At 62.4% G+C, this 17,905-nt stretch carries 20 protein-coding genes; 2 read left to right on the plus strand and 18 right to left on the minus strand.

Features of this window, described 5'->3' with window-relative positions; translation table 11 throughout:
* The 16 genes from BMX67_RS18705 to BMX67_RS18775 form a co-directional block, all read right to left on the minus strand.
* A partial coding sequence (locus tag BMX67_RS18705; protein ID WP_139206580.1) for a taurine ABC transporter substrate-binding protein occupies positions 1–977 on the minus strand: 977 nt, incomplete at its 3' end.
* 222 nt (positions 978–1,199) lie between these two features.
* Entirely contained in the window at positions 1,200–1,745 is a 546-nt protein-coding gene (locus tag BMX67_RS18710) for a helix-turn-helix domain-containing protein (protein WP_245739529.1), read from the minus strand.
* Positions 1,746–1,978: 233 nt separating this feature from the next.
* A complete protein-coding gene (locus BMX67_RS18715; RefSeq protein ID WP_090738165.1) occupies positions 1,979–2,674 on the minus strand; it encodes an RraA family protein in 696 nt (231 codons plus the stop codon).
* Positions 2,671–3,366, minus strand: coding sequence for an alpha/beta fold hydrolase (locus BMX67_RS18720; RefSeq protein WP_090738167.1), 696 nt, complete (start codon positions 3,364–3,366; stop codon positions 2,671–2,673). Before BMX67_RS18720 ends, BMX67_RS18715 begins: the two co-directional genes overlap by 4 nt.
* 48 nt (positions 3,367–3,414) lie before the next feature.
* Positions 3,415–4,377 carry a cupin domain-containing protein gene (locus BMX67_RS18725; RefSeq protein WP_090738169.1) on the minus strand — a complete coding sequence of 321 codons (963 nt, stop codon included), beginning with the start codon at positions 4,375–4,377 and terminating at the stop codon, positions 3,415–3,417.
* A 27-nt stretch (positions 4,378–4,404) separates the two neighbouring features.
* The gene (locus tag BMX67_RS20005; RefSeq protein WP_281249187.1) at positions 4,405–4,533 is read right to left on the minus strand and encodes a hypothetical protein; all 129 of its coding nucleotides are present in this window, start codon (positions 4,531–4,533) and stop codon (positions 4,405–4,407) included.
* On the minus strand, positions 4,533–5,522 hold the full coding sequence (locus BMX67_RS18730; RefSeq protein WP_090738171.1) for a nuclear transport factor 2 family protein: 990 nt from the start codon (positions 5,520–5,522) through the stop codon (positions 4,533–4,535). The genes BMX67_RS20005 and BMX67_RS18730 overlap by 1 nt, the downstream gene beginning before the upstream one ends.
* 3 nt (positions 5,523–5,525) lie before the next feature.
* Positions 5,526–6,560, minus strand: a complete 1,035-nt coding sequence (locus tag BMX67_RS18735) for a LacI family DNA-binding transcriptional regulator (RefSeq protein ID WP_425438995.1) — start codon at positions 6,558–6,560, stop codon at positions 5,526–5,528.
* Positions 6,560–7,324, minus strand: coding sequence for an SDR family NAD(P)-dependent oxidoreductase (locus BMX67_RS18740; protein WP_090738174.1), 765 nt, complete (start codon positions 7,322–7,324; stop codon positions 6,560–6,562). The genes BMX67_RS18735 and BMX67_RS18740 overlap by 1 nt, the downstream gene beginning before the upstream one ends.
* On the minus strand, positions 7,324–8,376 hold the full coding sequence (locus BMX67_RS18745) for an ester cyclase (RefSeq protein ID WP_090738175.1): 1,053 nt from the start codon (positions 8,374–8,376) through the stop codon (positions 7,324–7,326). The genes BMX67_RS18740 and BMX67_RS18745 overlap by 1 nt, the downstream gene beginning before the upstream one ends.
* Before the next feature lie 22 nt (positions 8,377–8,398).
* Positions 8,399–9,727, minus strand: coding sequence for a histidinol dehydrogenase (gene hisD, locus BMX67_RS18750; protein WP_090738177.1), 1,329 nt, complete (start codon positions 9,725–9,727; stop codon positions 8,399–8,401).
* The gene (locus tag BMX67_RS18755) at positions 9,724–10,269 is read right to left on the minus strand and encodes an ester cyclase (protein WP_090738179.1); all 546 of its coding nucleotides are present in this window, start codon (positions 10,267–10,269) and stop codon (positions 9,724–9,726) included. Before BMX67_RS18755 ends, hisD begins: the two co-directional genes overlap by 4 nt.
* Before the next feature lie 131 nt (positions 10,270–10,400).
* Positions 10,401–11,555 (minus strand): carbohydrate ABC transporter permease, encoded by a 1,155-nt coding sequence (locus BMX67_RS18760; protein WP_090738181.1) that lies wholly within the window; start codon positions 11,553–11,555, stop codon positions 10,401–10,403.
* Between the two features lies 1 nt (position 11,556).
* Positions 11,557–12,579, minus strand: coding sequence for a carbohydrate ABC transporter permease (locus BMX67_RS18765; RefSeq protein WP_090738183.1), 1,023 nt, complete (start codon positions 12,577–12,579; stop codon positions 11,557–11,559).
* Between the two features lie 88 nt (positions 12,580–12,667).
* A complete protein-coding gene (locus BMX67_RS18770) occupies positions 12,668–13,876 on the minus strand; it encodes an ABC transporter substrate-binding protein (protein ID WP_090738185.1) in 1,209 nt (402 codons plus the stop codon).
* Between the two features lie 44 nt (positions 13,877–13,920).
* Positions 13,921–14,976, minus strand: a complete 1,056-nt coding sequence (locus tag BMX67_RS18775) for an ABC transporter ATP-binding protein (protein ID WP_090738187.1) — start codon at positions 14,974–14,976, stop codon at positions 13,921–13,923.
* 162 nt (positions 14,977–15,138) lie between these two features.
* Between BMX67_RS18775 and BMX67_RS18780 the strand changes: the two genes are divergently transcribed.
* Entirely contained in the window at positions 15,139–16,137 is a 999-nt protein-coding gene (locus BMX67_RS18780) for an ester cyclase (RefSeq protein ID WP_090738189.1), read from the plus strand.
* 286 nt (positions 16,138–16,423) lie between these two features.
* Here BMX67_RS18780 and BMX67_RS18785 read toward each other — a convergent pair whose 3' ends face one another.
* Complete coding sequence (locus BMX67_RS18785) at positions 16,424–16,822, minus strand: RidA family protein (protein ID WP_090738191.1); 399 nt, start codon at positions 16,820–16,822, stop codon at positions 16,424–16,426.
* Between the two features lie 150 nt (positions 16,823–16,972).
* Here BMX67_RS18785 and BMX67_RS18790 point away from each other — a divergent pair, with 150 nt between their 5' ends.
* Positions 16,973–17,563 (plus strand): TetR/AcrR family transcriptional regulator, encoded by a 591-nt coding sequence (locus BMX67_RS18790; RefSeq protein ID WP_090738193.1) that lies wholly within the window; start codon positions 16,973–16,975, stop codon positions 17,561–17,563.
* A gap of 110 nt (positions 17,564–17,673) precedes the next feature.
* On the opposite strand, the gene BMX67_RS18795 is transcribed toward BMX67_RS18790, so the two are convergent.
* The coding region (locus BMX67_RS18795) for a transposase (RefSeq protein WP_139206581.1) at positions 17,674–17,905 on the minus strand (232 nt) is incomplete at its 5' end.

A 17,905-nucleotide genomic window follows, 5' to 3' on the forward strand; every position in this document is an offset into this window, starting at 1 on the left:
TGCAGCGGCGCAAGATCGACAAATTCGGCATAGCTGTCCTGAACGGACGGGATGTTGCCAAGGTCGTAAAACATCGTCGCGACGCCCTCGACATAGCTGGCCAGGCCACCGCCCAGCCATTTCTGCGACAGCTGCGCCTCGGTATCGGGGAACTCGAACCCGTCGATCACCGCGGCCGCCGCCTCAGGGTCCATCCCCGCATCCTGCGCGATCACCGGCAACATCTCGTCGCGGCGGTCCCCGGCGGTCCACATCGCGTTCATCTCGGCCGTGGTGGCCACGAAATCGGCCAGAAGCTGCGGCTGCTCGGCCGCGAAATCGCCCGTCGTGGTCGTCAGGTCGAAGGTCAGGATCCCGATCTCTTCCTTCTCGGCCCCGCTCAGCAGAACATTGCCGCTTTCCTTCATCCGGTTCAGCGCACCGCCCCAACCGCATGCCATGTCGATGCTGCCCTGCTCAAAGGCCGCTGCAGCCTCCGCAGGTGCCATGTCGACAATCGTCATGCCTGCCGGATCTATCCCGAAATGGGCCATCTGTTGCAGGAAACCGTAATGCGCGATGGTCCCGACAGGCACCGCGACCCGCGCATTCGCCAGTTCCGACGCGCTGTCCTTGTCGATCTCCAGCCGGGACGCGACGACGCAATTGTCATTGTCGGAATAGGAGGCCGCGATATCGACCACCCGCAGATCCTGCCCCGCCGAGGTGGCGACGACGAAAGGCGGCACGCCCTGACTGACCGCGATCTGCACGTCACCCGCCGCCATGGCCGCCGACATCGCCGTCCCGGAATCGAACGCGACCCAGTTGACCGTCACGCCAAGCTTTTCGTCATAAACTCCGTTGACCTTGCCATATTGAAACGGCATCGGCCATTCCTGAAAATACGCAACCGTCAGCGCATCCTGCGCGACCGCCGCATGTGCGGTGACTGAGGCAAGCAGGGCCATCGGCCCGGTCAGGTATCTGATTTTCATATCTTATCCTCTGTTGGCATGGGGCTACAGGCCGCAGGCTGGGCCCGCGGTCGTCACATCGCCGCCGGTTCGTCCGGCGGTCGCTTTTCAGAAAAGCAGTCAGTTGCGGCTGCGAGCCGCACTGGTCCATCACCCGCCCCAGGCATGGCCGGGGGCGACATCGTTATCGGGGGTGATCTGGCTGTCGGTCAGACACCAGGCAGGAAAAGCCTTCGCTTTTGTTCAGTAGATCGGTGGCGAGATCACCCACAGCGCCACCGCGGTTTCGGAATAGGGGTTCGACCAGGAATAGGGCTCGTTGCGGATTCGGAAACTGTCGCCCGGACCGACCGTGAATGTCTGATCACCGAAAGTCAGGTCCAACTGCCCCGCCAGCATGAAGCCGATTTCCTGCGTTTCCCGGCGCACCGGTTCCGGCAAGGAATGACCCGGCAGAAAGCTTGAATGCACGATCTCGAAACTGTCTGTCAGATCGGGCGAGATCAGCGCCTCGGTCAGCCCCTCAAAGCGATGACCGACGGCCCGCCGCCGCCCGGCCCGGACGATGCGGCCTTCCTCTTGCGGGGCCTCGGCCTGCGGTTGCCGCAACAGCGACGGCGCCACGTCCAGAATTCTGGCCAGTTTCAACAGATCGTCGGAATTGATGCGCGACACATCGCGTTCGACCTGCGACATCCAGCCCAGGGATCGGCCCATCGCCTCGGCCAGCTGGGCCAAGGTCAGCGACCGGTTCTTGCGCAATGTCCGTAGGTCTGAACCCGAAGTCACGAATCATTCTCCGTCTTTCGAATCATCGTGCCTGCTATTGTGAAATTTTCAATATTTTTTTCACCGAAGGCGATGAGCAGCGGTCGATCAGCGCAGCTTTCCGCCCAATCTGACCGCCGCAGCGTACCAGGCGGGCGGCGCTGCCCCAATGTCGGGCAGCGTCGAAACTGCATGGGCCATCCCGGTGCTGAACCACCGGCCCTGCGGCGCAGCAGGTTTTGCAGCGAACCGCATCAGGTGCGCTGGCGTTCGAACTCGGCCCAGGCGTCGGCGAAACTGTCGAAGTCGAAATCCGGGCGGCGGGCGGCGTCCAGCACGATCCGTTCGGTCTGCATCAGCTTGGCGATGCCTGCTTCAAGTCCCGGCACGACATCCGCGGGTATGACCACCGCGCCGTGGCGGTCGGCATGGATCAGATCGCCGGGATTGACGGTCATGCCAAAGACGGTGACCGGGCAATCGATGTCGCGCAGATGCACGAAGCCGTGGCTTGGCCCGACCGATCCGGCAATCACGGGAAACCCGTCCGGCAGATCGCCAAGGTCGCGCATGACCCCGTTCGTCAGCACGCCCGCGATGCCGAAGCCCTTGTGGACGGTGGTGTTGATCTCGCCCCAATAGGCGCCGATGCAGGCCGGATAATCCAGGTCCTCAATCACCGCGACGGCAGGGGTCGGAGCATTTGCCATATAGCGGTAATAGGCCATGCGTCGTTCGCGGATCACCTCGGCGGGTTCGCTTGGCGGCGCGATGGCCGACAGTTTCGCGGTGCGCGCATAGCCCACGATGGCCCCGCTTTCGGGGGCCGAGGACAGAACCGTCCCGCGCGTGAAGGCATCGAAGCCGCGCTTGCCCTGCACGACCTCGATGGCGTTGCAGACGGTGGGGGTGTCGACCTGATGCAGCAAGGTCAGAAGTGTCGGGGTCATATCTCCTCCAGCCAGCGCCGCAGCAGCGCCGTCACGTGTTCGGGTTGTTCAAGTACCGGCAGGTGACCGGCGTCCGGCACGACCTGCAACGCCGCCTGTGGCATCAGGTCCTGCATCAGCCGATGTCGGGCGACCGGGCACAGCCGGTCGGATTCACCGCACAGGATCAGGGTCGGCCCCTGATAGTCGCGCAGAACCTGCGTCTGATCGGGGCGATCGCGCAACGCCACGGACTGGTTCACGAAAACCTGCGGCCCAAGGTTCAGCGCCATGTCAAGACACAGCCCGGCAATCGGCCCATCGGGATCGGGGGCGTGCAGATAGTTCGGGATCATCTGCCCCCGCATCACATCCGCCAGCCCACCCTGCCGGACGGCAGCGATCTGCGGCGCACGGCGGGCCTTGACCTCGTCCAGTTCGGCCAGCGGGTTGGTGTCCATCAATGCCAGACCCGCGATGCGCCCGGGGGCCTGACGCAGAACCTCCATCGCCAGAATGCCGCCCATCGACAGCCCCGCAAGCGCGAAGCGCGGCGGCGCATGGGCCAGAACCTCGGCGGCCAATGCCTGCATGCTGTCATGCGCCCCCGCCGGACAGGCCATGACCGCGCGATGCGCCGACAGCGCCGCGATCTGGGGTGCAAACAGCCGCGCATCACACATCATGCCGGGCAGGAACAGCAAGGGGGTCATGATCGGTCCTTTGCGGATCGCGGGGCGGTCAGCCGCCCCGCGAAGGGATCACTTGCCGGTCCAGGTCGCCCCGGCCGGATCATCGGTCGACGTCACCCGGTACAGGCTGGCCTCGCCGGTCATCGCGGGTTCCAGCGCATAGGCCTCGCCGGGGTTGATCAGGCAGGTATCGCCGGGGTTCAGCACGTTTTCGTACCCCTCCAGGGTCAGCTTCCAATGCCCGCGCATCGGCATCAGCACGGTATGGCGGTCCGGCGTGACCATCTGGGCGGGGACCGAGCCGCGGGTCAGGAAATCAACGTCAAAGCCGGGACGATCCTTCAGCAGGCCGTTCGGGCCGATGACCTTGGCCGGAGCCTTGGCGGCCAGCGCCATCAGGTCCCAGTAGCGGGCAACATAGTCGCGCACGACCTCTTGCACCGGAACCTCCGGGAAGGCTTTCAGCTGCTCTTCGGTAAGCACCGGCATGGGCGAAACGTCATGCGGCAGGGTCTGGCCCTTCTTGCTGTCATAAAGCACGCCGTTCTCGCCAAGGATCAGGCCGTGGTCGCGGGCCTCTTCGATGACCTGCGGGGCCCAGGTCACGCCGCCTCCGGCATCGTCGCCCCCCAAGATCGCCATGATCATGCCGTAATCGGTGCCGATATTCTCGAACCCGCGGAAGATGCCGGTCGGGATGTTGAAGATATCGCCTTCCTCTGCGACGAATTCGCCCGAGGTGCCATAGCGGCCCCAGAAGAACCGCCAGCGCCCCTTGAGGACAAAGAACACCTCGGCCGTGGTGTGCGAATGCAACGAGTTGCGGCAATTGGGCGGCTGGCCCGCCGCGCCGATATTGAAGCCGGGCGTATCACGGATATGGACATGCTGGTCGGGGCTTTCGGAAACGCCGCCGCCGATGATGGTAAAGTTTTCCTTGCGGTCCGAGCCGGGCGTATGGGCGTCAATGAAGGCGGTCTTGCAGGGCTTCAGCTCGCCATAGCGGACGATGCGCTGGTCGATGGTGGTCATGAACGTGTTCCTTTGAAGATGGGTCGGTCAGGCGGCGGGTCGTGGCCAGCCACCGGGCGGACGCAGGTTCAGGCGCCGTGCGCGCAGGCTGGCGCGATGGGCATGAAAGCGCCGCGCCGCCTCGTGATCCGTCAGTTTCAGGAACGGTCGGGTCATCACTTTGGACCGGTTTGCAGCAGGATCTGTTTCCAGACCGAGGTTTCATCGAACAGCGTGTATTCGCGGCGGATCCTGGGTTCGCCCGCGACGAGGGCGCCGAATTCGGCATGGCTGATGCCCAGCACATAGACCTCGGCCCCGGTCGGCGCACCGAAAACGCCCCAGCCGTCATGGGTGCCGTGCAGGCTCCAACGCAGGGCCGAGCGTGGCGGCATCGCGGGATCGTCGCGCCCGATCTGGTGGTGGATGGTGAAACGCGCATTCGGGAATGACGCGCGCAATCCCATCCAGAACCGATCCACCGCGCCGAAGGAATGGCCGGTCACGCCACCGGGATATTCGGTCTGCACGGCGCGGTCGTATTCCTGTTCGATCACGGCCATGTCGGCATCCATGATCCGGGTCAGGATATCGGCGTGGCGCTGTCCCCAGGGATTGTCGTTGCCGCGCCCGGTATAGGGCCCCTGCCGGTCGGTCGCCGGCGACAGCGGTTTCACACATGCCTCGGGACCGCCTTCGCGGCGGATCAGATCGGCGGCATACTCCCTGGGCTCCCAACCCATCTGCCGAACAATCGCGCCCTGGTCGCGGATCAGCCATTCATCGTTGATCTGGTTGTCGATGGCATGGCAATCGGCCAGGATCCGATAGCGCAGCTTGGTGCCGCTGGCCTTGCCATAGACCCCGTCGCCCAGATGCGTCGCGGTCGAGATGATGCGATGCGAGCTGAGCATCCCGTCCTCGGGCGTGCCCGACCAGATCACGTCCTCGCCCAGCAATTCGCGGTCGGGAAATTCGGCCAGCGTCGCCATGGTCGCGCCGATGACATTCTGGTTGCCCAGCACAACCGATGCGGGTGAACGCACGACGATATCATCGCTGTAATAACGGTGCAGCGTCGCGATGCCGCGATCTTCCCAGATCTCCTTGGTGATCCCGATGATATAATCGGGAAAATCGCGAAACTTGGTATCAAAGCCCTTCATGTCCTATCCTTCCGGGGCCCAGCCTTCGGGAATGCGGGTCGATTTGCGCATGATCAGCGGGCTATCGATCTGGACATTCCGGGGCTTGGGGGGGTCTTGAGAATCAATCATTTCGGTCAGCGCGGCGACGGTTTCGGCGACCATCAGATTCGCGCGCTGGCGGATCGTGGTCAGCCCATAGGCCAGCCACGCCGCGGGGGGCACATCGTCATAGCCTATGACCGACACGTCATCGGGCACCGACAGGCCCAGTTCGAATCGCAGCACGTCCATTACCGTGAAGGCCATGTGGTCATTGGCCACGAACACGGCATCGGGCCGCTTCGACGGGGGGCGATCGAACATCCGCCGCGCGGCGTCGCGGGCACGGTCGGTGTTGAAATCGCCGATCTCGCGGGCAAACAGGCTGTGGCCCGCCTCGGCCAGCCCGTCCAGAAAGCCAGCCTCGCGGTCGCGCTGAGTCGAGGCACCTTCCCAACCCGCGATATAGCCCATCCGCCGATGCCCGCCCGCGACCAGCAGCCGCGCCGCCTTGCGCCCCCCTGCCCGATTGTCCGAGGTGACCGAGGTCACGCTGTCGCCGGCCTGCGCACGGTTGAACAGCACCGCCGGAACCCCCGCCTGCTGACAGCGCGTCGCGATATCGGATGACAGCGCGACCGAGGCCAGGATGATGCCATCGACCTGATAGTCGAGGATCTCTTCCATGACGTCGTCGATATTCCCGGCCGTCTGCGAGGCCATGAAGATCAGAACGTGATAGCCGCGTTCCTGAAGGCTGTTCGACAGTTTTTCGACGACTTCGGGGTAGAAGTAGTTTTCCAGATAGGCGACCACCAGTCCGATGATCCGCGATCGCCCCGACACCATCGCGCGGGCCAGAACATTCGGACGATAGCCCAGTTCCTGCGCGGCGCGGCGCACCTTCTCTGCCGTCTTCTTGCTGACAGACGCGCCGGGTGTGAAGACGCGGCTGACCGCCGACTGGCTGACGCCCGCGCGTTCGGCAACCTGAACGGATGTCACCTTCTCTGCCATCAATCCGCCGTCCAGCCACCGTCGATCAGCATCGAGGTTCCCGTCACCATGGCCGAGGCATCCGATGCCAGATACAGGACCGCGCCCATGATGTCCTGCACCTCGCCCACGCGCGGCAGCTTGATCTTGTCCATGATCCAGGCCGCGCGTTCGGGATTGTCGAAGGTCGATTGCGTCAGCGGCGTGCGAATGAAGGTCGGGCAGATCGTGTTGATGCGGATATCGGCCTTGCCCCATTCGATGGCCATCGCCTTGACCATGCCTTCCAGCCCATGCTTGCTGGCGCAGTACAGCGCGCGGTCGATCCCGCCGACATGCCCCATCTGGCTGGAAATATGCATGATCGAGCCCTTGCGCCCCGCCGCCTGCATCGCACGGGCCGCGCCCGCCGACAGGAAATAGGCCGAACGCAGGTTGACGCCCATCACCGCATCGAAATCCTCGGGCGTGGTGTCCAACGCCGGACCGTGCCGCGCCACCCCGGCCGAATTCACCACGATGTCGAAAGGTTCATCGGACAAAACGGCATCCAGCGCGGCCAGATCGCCCTGGTCCAGAACCTGCGCTCTGGCCGACCAGCCGCGCTCTGTCATCCGGGCGACCGTGTCGCCCAGACGCTCTGCCCCACGCGCCGCACAGACGACATGCGCCCCCGCATGAGCCAGCGCCACCGCGCAGCCCTGACCGATACCGGATGAGGCACCGGTCACCAGCGCCCGCTTGCCTGTCAGGTCGAAGGAGGGGGGGTGGGGAAGTTCGGTCATCAGTTCATACCATCCGGAATTGAGATCCGCCCGATATTGCGGGCCTTGTTGAATTCGCGCAGCCGCGCGAAGACATCCACCCCCAACTGCCGATAGGCGTCCAGAAGATCGACCAGAACCCAGTTTTCGCGGATCTTGCCGTTCTCAAGCCGCCAGAAATCAAGGCTGCGCATGGTGATGCGCTTGCCCGCCGGGGCGATGCCCAGCCAGCCGTCATGGGTGACGGTCTGGATCATGTTCGGCCATCCGGTGACGGCGGCGTAATCGCCATCGCCGAAGAAATGATAGGTGATCTCGTCCAGATACTGCCCGCGATCGGGCATCCCGCCAAGGAACGGGATCTGGTGCCAGTTGCGGAACCCGGCGATGCCGCGTCCCGTGCCGATGCCGCTGGGACCGTACCAGTTCATCCGCGGATGCCAGAAGCGATCCATCTCCATCACTTCGGGGCCACCCTCTTTGGGGTGTTTTTTCAGATGCGCCAGCATGTCCACGATATGCTGACGGGTCGCCAGCGACCGCGCCTCGTCATGCGGGCCGGGCACGAAGCCGTCCTGCGTGGCCGGACCGGGGACATGGAATTCCAGTCCAAGACTGGGGGCCATCGGCCAGGCGTTGGCCTGGACCATCACTTCGGGGATGTCCCACAGGGCCTGAAACTCGACGACCTTGCCGTCCTGAATGCGGAAGAATTCATGGAACCGCATCACCGCCTGATGCCCGGTCGGCGGAATGTCCAGCCACGGGCCGGTAAAGACGCCGGTATAGTAGCCGCCGCAACCGACCCAATCGGCCCCGAATTCGTCGGTGCCCGCCATGACGATATAGTCGCGGCGTTCCAGATCCGGCCATGCGTCCAGCAGATCGCGATAGGCGGTGTCGTAAAAGGCATCCGAGCCGATGCTGTCGCCAAAGGGATGGCACAGCCGGAACAGCGCATCGGGCGCCGACACCTGGGCCAGCGCCTTGCGGACGCCGGCCTCGTCGAAATCATACATGGCCGCGCGCAGGGGCGCGATCAGCGCCTTGTTCAGGCTGTGCTTGTCCATCATGCTGTGATCTTTCATCGCATCGCTACTCGGCCGCTTCGCGATAGGGCGCGGCTTCGCCATATGGGACATTGACGCCGCCATAGCGGCGGACGCGGATGTTGCATTGCTCGGCATGGCCGACGAACCCTTCCAGCATGCACAGGCGCGATCCGTATTCGCCGATCATGGTTGCGGCCGCATCGGTGGTGACCTTCTGGTAGCTGTGCGTTTTCAGGAACTTGCCCACCCACAATCCGCCGGTATAGCGGCCCGCCTTCTTGGTCGGCAGCGTGTGGTTGGTGCCGATCACCTTGTCGCCATTGGCGACATTGGTGCGCGGGCCCAAGAACAGCGCGCCATAGCTGGTCATCTTCTCAAGGAACCAGTCGTCGCGGTCGGTCATCACCTGCACATGCTCGCTGGCGATGTCATTGGCGACCTCCAGCATCTCGTCATAGCTGTCGCAGACGATCACCTCGCCATATTCCTGCCAGCTGACGCGGGCGGTGGCGGCGGTCGGCAGGATCTGCAGGATGCGGTCGATTTCGGCCAGCGTCCCATCCGCCAGTGCGCGCGAATTGGTCACCAGAACGGCGGGCGAGTTATAGCCATGCTCGGCCTGACCCAGAAGATCCGTGGCGCAAAGCTCGGCGTCAACCGTCTCGTCCGCGATGACCATGGTCTCGGTCGGGCCGGCGAACAGGTCGATGCCGACGCGGCCGAACAGCTGACGCTTGGCCTCGGCAACGAAGGCATTGCCGGGGCCGACCAGCATATGCACCGGCTCGATCGTCTCGGTGCCGATGGCCATGGCCCCGATCGCCTGAATGCCGCCCATGACATAGATCTCATGCGCGCCGCCCAGATGCATCGCGGCGATCACGGCGGCGTTGGGCTTGCCGTTGAAGGGCGGCGTGCAGGCGATGATGCGCGGCACGCCCGCGACCTTCGCCGTCGCCACCGACATATGGGCCGAGGCGACCATCGGGAACTTGCCGCCCGGAACATAGCAGCCGACCGATTGCACGGGGATGTTCTTGTGGCCCAGGATCACGCCCGGCAGGGTCTCGACCTCGATATCCAGCATCGAGTCGCGCTGCGCCTGCGCGAATTTCACCACCTGTTCCTGCGCGAAGCGGATATCGGCCAGCTCTCGGTCGCTGAGCGAGGCGATCAGCGCGTCGATCTGATCCTGGCTCAGGCGAAAGCTGTCGGGGCTGTAATTGTCGAACTTCTGGGACAGCTCGCGCAGGGCGGCGTCGCCCCGCGCCTCGATATCCGTCAGCGTCGCCTCGACCACGGCGCGGGTCTTGGCGTCATCCTCGGCACGGTCGGCATCCGATTTGCCGCGCTTGAGATAGGTGATGGTCATGCGGTTCCCCCTTGGTTGTCGGGCCGCGGGGCCGTGCGCTCTCCGCGGTCATAGGCCTCCCAGCCCTGTCCGTTGAACAGATCGACGCCCAGCTGCGCGGCGACATGGGCGAAATCCACATTCACCCAATTGTCGACGATCTTGCCGTCAACGACCTTCCAGAAATCCATATAGCGGATCTCGACCCGCTTGCCGGTCGGGGCGATGCCCAGAAACTCGCCGCTATGGGTGGCTTCCTGACGGCCAAAGGCCGCGGCCCATTCGCCCATGTAAAGGCGGGCCTCGTCGATGCAGACCTTGTCCGAAAACGCGGCCTGGAACGGGCGCTGCCAATTGTCCTGAAATTCCTGCAGACCGGTCTTGGTGCCGCAGCCCTGATTGCCCATCCAGCGAAAGCCGTGGGCAAAGAATTCACCGATATCGGCGATGCGGTGGTCGTTCAGGCCGTCGACCATCGCCTCGATCACGGCGCGGGTTTCGTCGGTCTTGCTGAGATCCGTGTCCTTGGTCAGCACGGCTTGTTCGGGGCGAGAGCCTTTCATGGGCTTGTCCTTTCAAATGTCACAGGGGGGGATTCCGTGGGCCTTGCGGGCCCGGCGGATCAAGAAATCCCTTGGCATCCGGTTCAGCGCAGGATGGCGTGACATTGCGTTATGGCGGAAACTTGCACTCATCAGCCTTTCACCGCCCCTGCGGTCAGGCCGCTGACGATCTGGCGCTGGAACACCATCACAAGGAAGAACAGCGGCGCGGTGATCGACACCGCCGCGGCAACGGCCACCACCTGATCGGTCGTCGTGGTTTCGCGGTTGAACATGCCCGCAATCGCCGGAACCATGGTCTGGTTCTGTGCATCCAGCAGCAGCGAGGTGACAAGAAAGTCGTTATAGCCCAGCAGAAAGCTGAACAGCCCCGTGGTGATGACCCCCGGCCACATCACCGGCATGATCACCCGGCGGAAAGCCTGAAAATGGCTGCATCCATCGACCCGCGCGGCCTCGTCCAGTTCGGCGGGGATGTTCTGGAAGAACGACCGCAGCATCCAGATGGTGAAGGGCTGGTTGATCGCGACAAGCACGGCAATCACCGCCCAGGGCTTGCCATAAAGCGTCGGGGCGTTTTCGCCAAGGATCGGGCGCAGCCACTCGGCCGAGTTGATGAAGACCGGCAGATAGCCCGCCACCAGAACCGAATGCGGCAAGGCGCGAAAGATCAGCGCGACGATCAGGATCCCGAAGGCAAGGTTCGAACCCGAGCGCGCCAGCCCGTAACCCGCCAGCGTTCCCACCGTCAGCGACACGGTCACGACGCCCGCCGTCACGATCAACGAGTTCTGGAAGTTGTTGGAAAACCCGCGATCGATCCAGACGGTCTTGTAATGCTCGGTCGACAGGCCGATCACATCGCGCCCCAGCGGTCCGAAGATCGGGCTGAGGGCATTCAGCACCGCAGGCAACAGGCCGAAGAACACCACCACGAAACCCACGGCCAGGGTCAGGGACCCGATGATCCACCCCGCCCAAGCATAGCCCGCCGGCGCATGGCTGGCGATCAGACGCGGCAGGGTCCGGGTGGCCACGCGGGCCGTCGCCCAGATCACCGCCAGTCCAAGAACGATGTCCAAAACCGAAATCCCCTTGCCCTGCGCCAGGGTGGCGGGCCCGAAGATCACCTGGAACGGGTTGCCGGCAAAGGCATCGACGGGGGATTTGAAGCTCATCACCGCGATCCAGAAGATCGGAAAGGCGGCGATCACGCACCAGACCAGCAGAAACCCGGTCGATGTCAGTTTCAGAGGCAGCGGTTGGGTCAATGCGCGCGTGGGCATGTCAGTGACCTCCTTTGTGATCGCGCCAGGTGCGGCGCAGCAGCGGGACAAGCAGCAAGGAAATTCCGATCATCGTCAGCATCGCGCTGGCCGATGCCCGGCTGATGGACCGGTTCCCGGCCTGATCGGGCACAAGGAAGTCATAGGTCAGCCATTGCAGCGAAATGACATGGCCCTGACTGGAAAAGCCCACCACCTCTTCAAAGACGCGATAGCTGTCCATCAGGTGGATCATCGATACGAAGACGATCAGCGGCATCAGATGCGGGATCACGACATAGCGCAGCCGCTGCCAGCGCGACGCGCCGTCGATCAGCGCGCTTTCAAGCGCATCGCTGTTGACGGTCTGAAGCCCGGCATAGAACACGATCGCGGCAAAGGGGGCGACGTGCCAGACGCGATACCCCATCATCAGGATTTCCAGCGTCCAGGCCTGCGCGAACAGGGCGATGTCACGGTTCAGCAAATTCTCGATCAGTGCGGTCAGGATGCCGTCACCGCGAAACAGCCAGTTGATCGACAGGGCGCCGATGACCGGGGTGATGATGAAGGGCAACAAGGTGACGAAGATCACCGGACCGCGCAGCATCTTGGCAGTATTGTTCAGAACCAAGGCGATGGTCAGCCCCAAGCCCAGAACCAAGGGCAGGGTGAACAGCGTGAAGGTCAGCGTAAAGCGCAGCGCCTTCCAGAAATCGATGGCCTGAAACGCACCCCAGTCCAGGCTGGAGATGGCTTTCCATGCGCGTTCCGGTTCCAGCACATTGCGATAGCTGTCCAGCCCGACAAAGCGCGTTTCCTGGATCACCGAGCCGTCTTCGTCCAGCTTGGGGATGGATTTGCGCTGGATCTCGCAGGTCTGGCTAAGAAAGCCCGGCGTGCAGGTTTCAACTTCGACCGTCTCGTAGACCGGCTGCGTGACGTAGAAACTTTGGGTAAAGACGCTGATCAGCGGAAAGGCGATGAACAGCAGCATCATGAAGACAGAGGGGCCGACAAAGGCGGCAAAGGTGCGGGAATTCATGTCTCTGCCTTTCTCATGGGTCTGTTGAAGGGACGCCGGGGAAAAAACGGGGAGGGCGGACCCTCCCCAGTCCAGCGGGAGAGCGCGTTCAGTCGATCAGACCGGCTTCCTTGGCCGAAACCAGATAGTTGGCCTCGATATCGGCCAGCGTTGTTTCGGCATCCTTGGCGCCGGTCAGATAGGCCGCCAGTCCGTTACCGATCTCGGAATGCAGGATGCCAAGCGCGGTCGATGCCGGGTAAGGACGTGCGCCATTCTCGGCCGAGGCCGCCGCCCCCGCCGCCAGCGGACCGACATCATAGCCGGGGATCAGCCAGACGGCCGCGTCGTTATTCGCCTGCACCATTTCGCTGTCCAGACCCTCCAGTGCCACGCGGAATGCGGCATCGGCCTGTTCGTCGGTCATGTGCTTGGCCAGCACGATCCCATCCCACCACAGCGAGGTGGCCGGGGCCGCCGAACCCATCGGCGCCGAGGCCATCTTGACCTTGCCCACGACCTGGCTTTCGGCGGGATCCTCCATCGCGGCCGCGCGGCTGGCCCACAGATTGGCCATCGCGATCTTGCCCTGCTGGAACTGCTGCTGAACATAGGTCGAATCCGACACCAGATATTCAGGGTCCATATACGCCGTCATGGCCTTCAGGGTTTCCAGCGACCGGACACCTTCGGGCGTGTTGATCGTCGGCATGTTGTCGTCATCGACGAAATTGCCGCCCTCGCCCAGATACATGTTCACGAATTCCTGCGCCAGGTTCCAGCCCGTCGCGAAGGTGCCACCCAGCGGATACTCGACCACGCCGGCAGCCTTGATCTTTTCGGCGGCGGCCAGAACATCGGCATAGGTCTTGGGTTCTTCGATGCCCAGATCTGCCAGGATATCTTCGCGATACATCAGGTGCTGGGCGTTCACCATCATGGCGATGGCCATGATCTTGCCGTCGACCGCGATCAGCTGGTTCGGGGTCAGGTTCTGGCCGTATTTCTCGACCAGATCATCCAGCGGTCGGATCGTCCCGGCATTCAGCAGTGGGATCATCGTTTCGTTGGCCACACCGCCGATCTGGTACAATGCCGGGTTCGCGGCAAAGGCCTCGGGCTGCTTTTCCTTGAATTCCTGATCCAGAGAGGCCTGGAAATTGCCGCATTCCGCCATCGCATCGGTCGCGGCCTTCCATGCCTCGAAACCGGCGGTCAGTGACTTGACCGGCACGTCGTTTTCAAAGGCACATGCGGCCCAGACCGAGGTCGATGCAAGCGACAGAGCACCTGCGAGGAAAATGGTCTTCAGCTTCATCTTGGTCTCCCTGTGATCTTGTATGTCGTTCTTGTTGGCGTCGATCAGGCGGTGGCCAGCGCGATCCGCTCGCCGCTTTCGGCGGCGAAGAAATGGCAGGCCTCGACCGGAATGCTGACGGCGATGCGGTCGTCGATTTCGGCGCGGTAGGTCTTGTCGGCCTTCACGCTGACCAGTGCCCCGCCGATCCTGACGGAAATCATGGTCGCATCGCCCAGCAGCTCGATGGTGTAGATCGGCGCCTCGATCTGCCCCTGCCCTGCCAGCACGGCATCCTCAGCCCGAAACCCAAGCGTGACCGGCCCGTCCGGCAGCGCGACACCTTCGACGCGGGTATGCTGGGCGGTGAACACGCCGCCCTCGACACGACCGTCGATCAGGTTCATGGCGGGCGAGCCGATGAAACTGGCCACGAAGGTATTTGCGGGGTGGTCATAGATCTCGGTCGGGCTGCCGACCTGCTGGACGATCCCCTTCTTCATGACCACGACACGGTCGGCCAGGGTCATCGCCTCGATCTGGTCATGGGTCACATAGATCGTCGTGACCGCAAGTTCATGGCTGAGATTCTTGATCTGCGCCCGCGTCGAGACCCGCAGTTTCGCATCCAGATTCGACAGCGGTTCATCCATCAGGAACACATTCGGTTCGCGGACGATGGCCCGGGCCAGGGCGACGCGCTGACGCTGGCCCCCTGACAGCTCGGCGGGTTTGCGATGCAGGAAATCGTCCAACTCGACCATCGAGGCGGCGCGACGGACCTTTTCGTCATGCGATGCCGCGTCGATCCCCCGAACCTTCAGCGGAAAGCGGATGTTCTCATAGACATTCATGTTCGGGTACAGCGCATAGCTTTGGAACACCATCGCCACGTCGCGGTCCTTGGGTTCCAGATCGTTGACGACCTTGCCGTCGATCAGGATCTGCCCCTCGGTGACGTCTTCCAACCCGGCGATCATTCGCATCGTGGTGGTCTTGCCACAGCCAGAAGGCCCAAGCAGCACAAGGAATTCACGGTCGGCAATGGTCAGGTCGAAATTGTGGACACCCACAAATGTGCCCCACCGCTTTCCGACATTCCGCAGCTGGATCTCGGCCATTGCGCCCTCCTTCGGGAATCGTTTTGCATACGCTTGCAAAAAACCATAGCGACTGCGACAAAGCTGTGACAAGATAATTTTGCATACGAATTCATTTTATTCGGAATCTTGCCGTTTGCGACCAGATCGAGCCGCGGCAACCAACTGAAAGTTCGACGTGAAATGACCGACCGCCTAAAATCCAAGCAGCTTGTTCGCACCTTCTATCAGGCGCTGGATTCCGCCGAACCGGAGCAGCTGCCGCAGGTGATGGAGCGTTTTTGCGCACCCGATCTACTGTGGCGCGGTTTTCATCCCTTCGACGAAATCATCGGCCCCAGGCAGGTTGCGGACCGGTTCTGGACACCGCTTCGCCACAGCCTGACCCGGATGCAGCGGCGCATGGATGTCTTTATGGCTGGTCGCAACAGCCTGACGGATGAACCGCAGGATTGGGTTTGTTCGATGGGCCACCTGATGGGCCTGTTCGACCACGCGTGGCTGGGCATTGTCCCGACCGGACGCATCGCCTTTCTGCGCTATTGCGCGTTTCACCGCGTGCAGAACGGAAAGATCGTCGAAACGGCGATGTATTTCGACATTCCGCATCTGATGATTCAGGCCGGCCAGAACCCCTTCCCGCCGCAAACGGGCGCCCATTTTGTCCAGCCCGGCCCGATGACCCATGATGGCCTGATGTATGACGACCAGCCCGACGCCGAAGGCACCGCCACACTTGCCGCGATCGAGGCGATGATTTCGGATCTGGGTCAATGGAACAGCGGCCTGTCGCTGGAAGACGAACTGGCGCGGACCTGGCATGACGACATGATCTGGTGGGGTCCGGCCGGGATCGGCGCGACCTACACGATCCAGCGTTACGCCAAGCAGCATTCCGGTCCGTTTCGCGCGGGCTTCACCGACCGCAGCAAGACCAAGCATATCTGCCGCATGGCCGAGGGCAGTTTCGGCGGCTTTTTCGGGTGGCCCAATTTCGTCGCAACCCCGACCGGCGGCTTCATGGGCATGCCCGCCACGGGCAAGCCCGCCGAATTTCGCGTCATCGACATCTACCGGCGCGAGGGCAACAAGCTGGCCGAGAACTGGATCTTCATCGACCTGCTGCATTTCTGGAAACAGCAAGGCGTCGATATCCTTCAACGCACCACCAGCCTAAATTGACCGCCGCATCCAAGGGGCCTTGCCAAAGGCCCCTCGCCGGCCTTCCACGAACCGGAACCTCACGGCTTCGGGCTTCCGAAGAACGGGGCAACTATTTTAAGCGTACCCCCTCTTCGCCTTGAGAACGCGGATCCCGCACCGCATCCGTGCGAAATTCATCCGCAATGACTGTGCTCATGGTTCGTCGCCTTGCTGCACATGAGGTCAACGAAGAAGCGGTGTAAAACCGCGACAACCCACAGAATGGGCTGCACTTTGCCCGCTGTGCCGTCCGAACGGCGAGTCATCATTCAGCATGTGCACGGGCAATCACCTTGATCTCGAAATCGAAACCGGCGAGCCAATTGACACCGACGGCAGTCCAGTTCGGATAGGGTGCCTGATCGAAGACTGCGGCTTTGACTTCCATGATCTCGCCAAACTGGTTCTCTGGATCGGTGTGGAAGGTGGTCACGTCTATGATGTCATCCGTGGTGCAGCCCGCGGCTTTCAGAACGGCTTTGAGATTGTCGAACGCAAGTTTGACCTGCTTCTTGAAATCAGGTTCAGGGGTACCATCCTCGCGACTTCCGACCTGCCCGGAAACGAAAACCAGATCGCCGGACTTGATCGCAGCTGAATAGCCGTGCGCCTCGTAGAGGGCGTGACGATCGGCGGGAAAGATAGCTTCATTTCTCAGTGCCATGACGACCTCTCGACTTTTGTGTGGATTCATCCATCACGCTTACATACGGTATGTATGCCTGTTTAACGCATACATACCGTATGTCAATTGGCATGCACCTCGTATGTGAAATGGAGGCGGATCGTGGTTGGCCGGACTCGGGCAGAAAAGATGGAAGAAACCCGTGCGAAACTTATCGGCGCGGGGCGCAAGGCGTTTGCCGAAAAAGGTTTTGCAGCGGCGTCGATGGACGAACTGACGGCAGAGGTGGGTCTGACGCGGGGTGCGCTTTATCACAATTTCGGCGACAAAAGAGGCTTGATGGCCGCCGTTGTGGACCAGATCGACACAACCATGGCGCTGAAGGCCCAAGCCGCTGGCAAGAAAGCGGGCGGTGGCTGGGAGGGCCTGATGGCCGAGGGTGCCGCCTATATCGAGATGGCGCTCCAGCCAGAGGTGCAGCGCATCGTGTTGCTGGATGGTCCGGCGATCTTGGGCGATCCTGCGCAATGGCCAAGCCAGAACCGCTGTCTGCAATCAACGATCAAGACGCTGCGCAGGCTGGCATCGAATGGACAGATAAAACCTGTCGATATCGAAGCGTTGGCCCGCCTCCTGAACGGCATCGCCCTGAACGCCGCACTCTGGGTAGCCGCCAGTGACGATGCGCGAACAACCTTGCCAAAGGCCATCGCCGCTTTCGAGTGTCTTGCTTCCGGTGCCTTGAACACGGTTCGAAATAGCGAAGGTAACGTCAGTTGACCTTGCCCCCGGATCGCGCCTCGTCCAATCACGGGGTTCACAAGAAAATATCACGAGGCCGTGATTGCTGTGGTTTCGCTGCGGGTCGCTCCATTCCCTAGTGTCAGGATTCATAACCAATAGATTACGGTCGCTGCGAGGGCGATGGCCGATAGGAACACCGCGGGGCATCGGTCATGGCGGGTCGCCACACGCCGCCAATCCTTGAGCCTGCCGAACATGATCTCGATACGATTTTTCCTCTTGTAGCGACGCTTGTCGTACTTGATCGGCGTCTTGCGTTGCTTCCGACCGGGTATGTAGGCGTCTACGCCTTTGTCTTTCAACGCTTTCCTGAACCAG

This window comes from Paracoccus homiensis (assembly GCF_900111675.1).
Classification (GTDB): Bacteria; Pseudomonadota; Alphaproteobacteria; order Rhodobacterales; family Rhodobacteraceae; genus Paracoccus; species Paracoccus homiensis.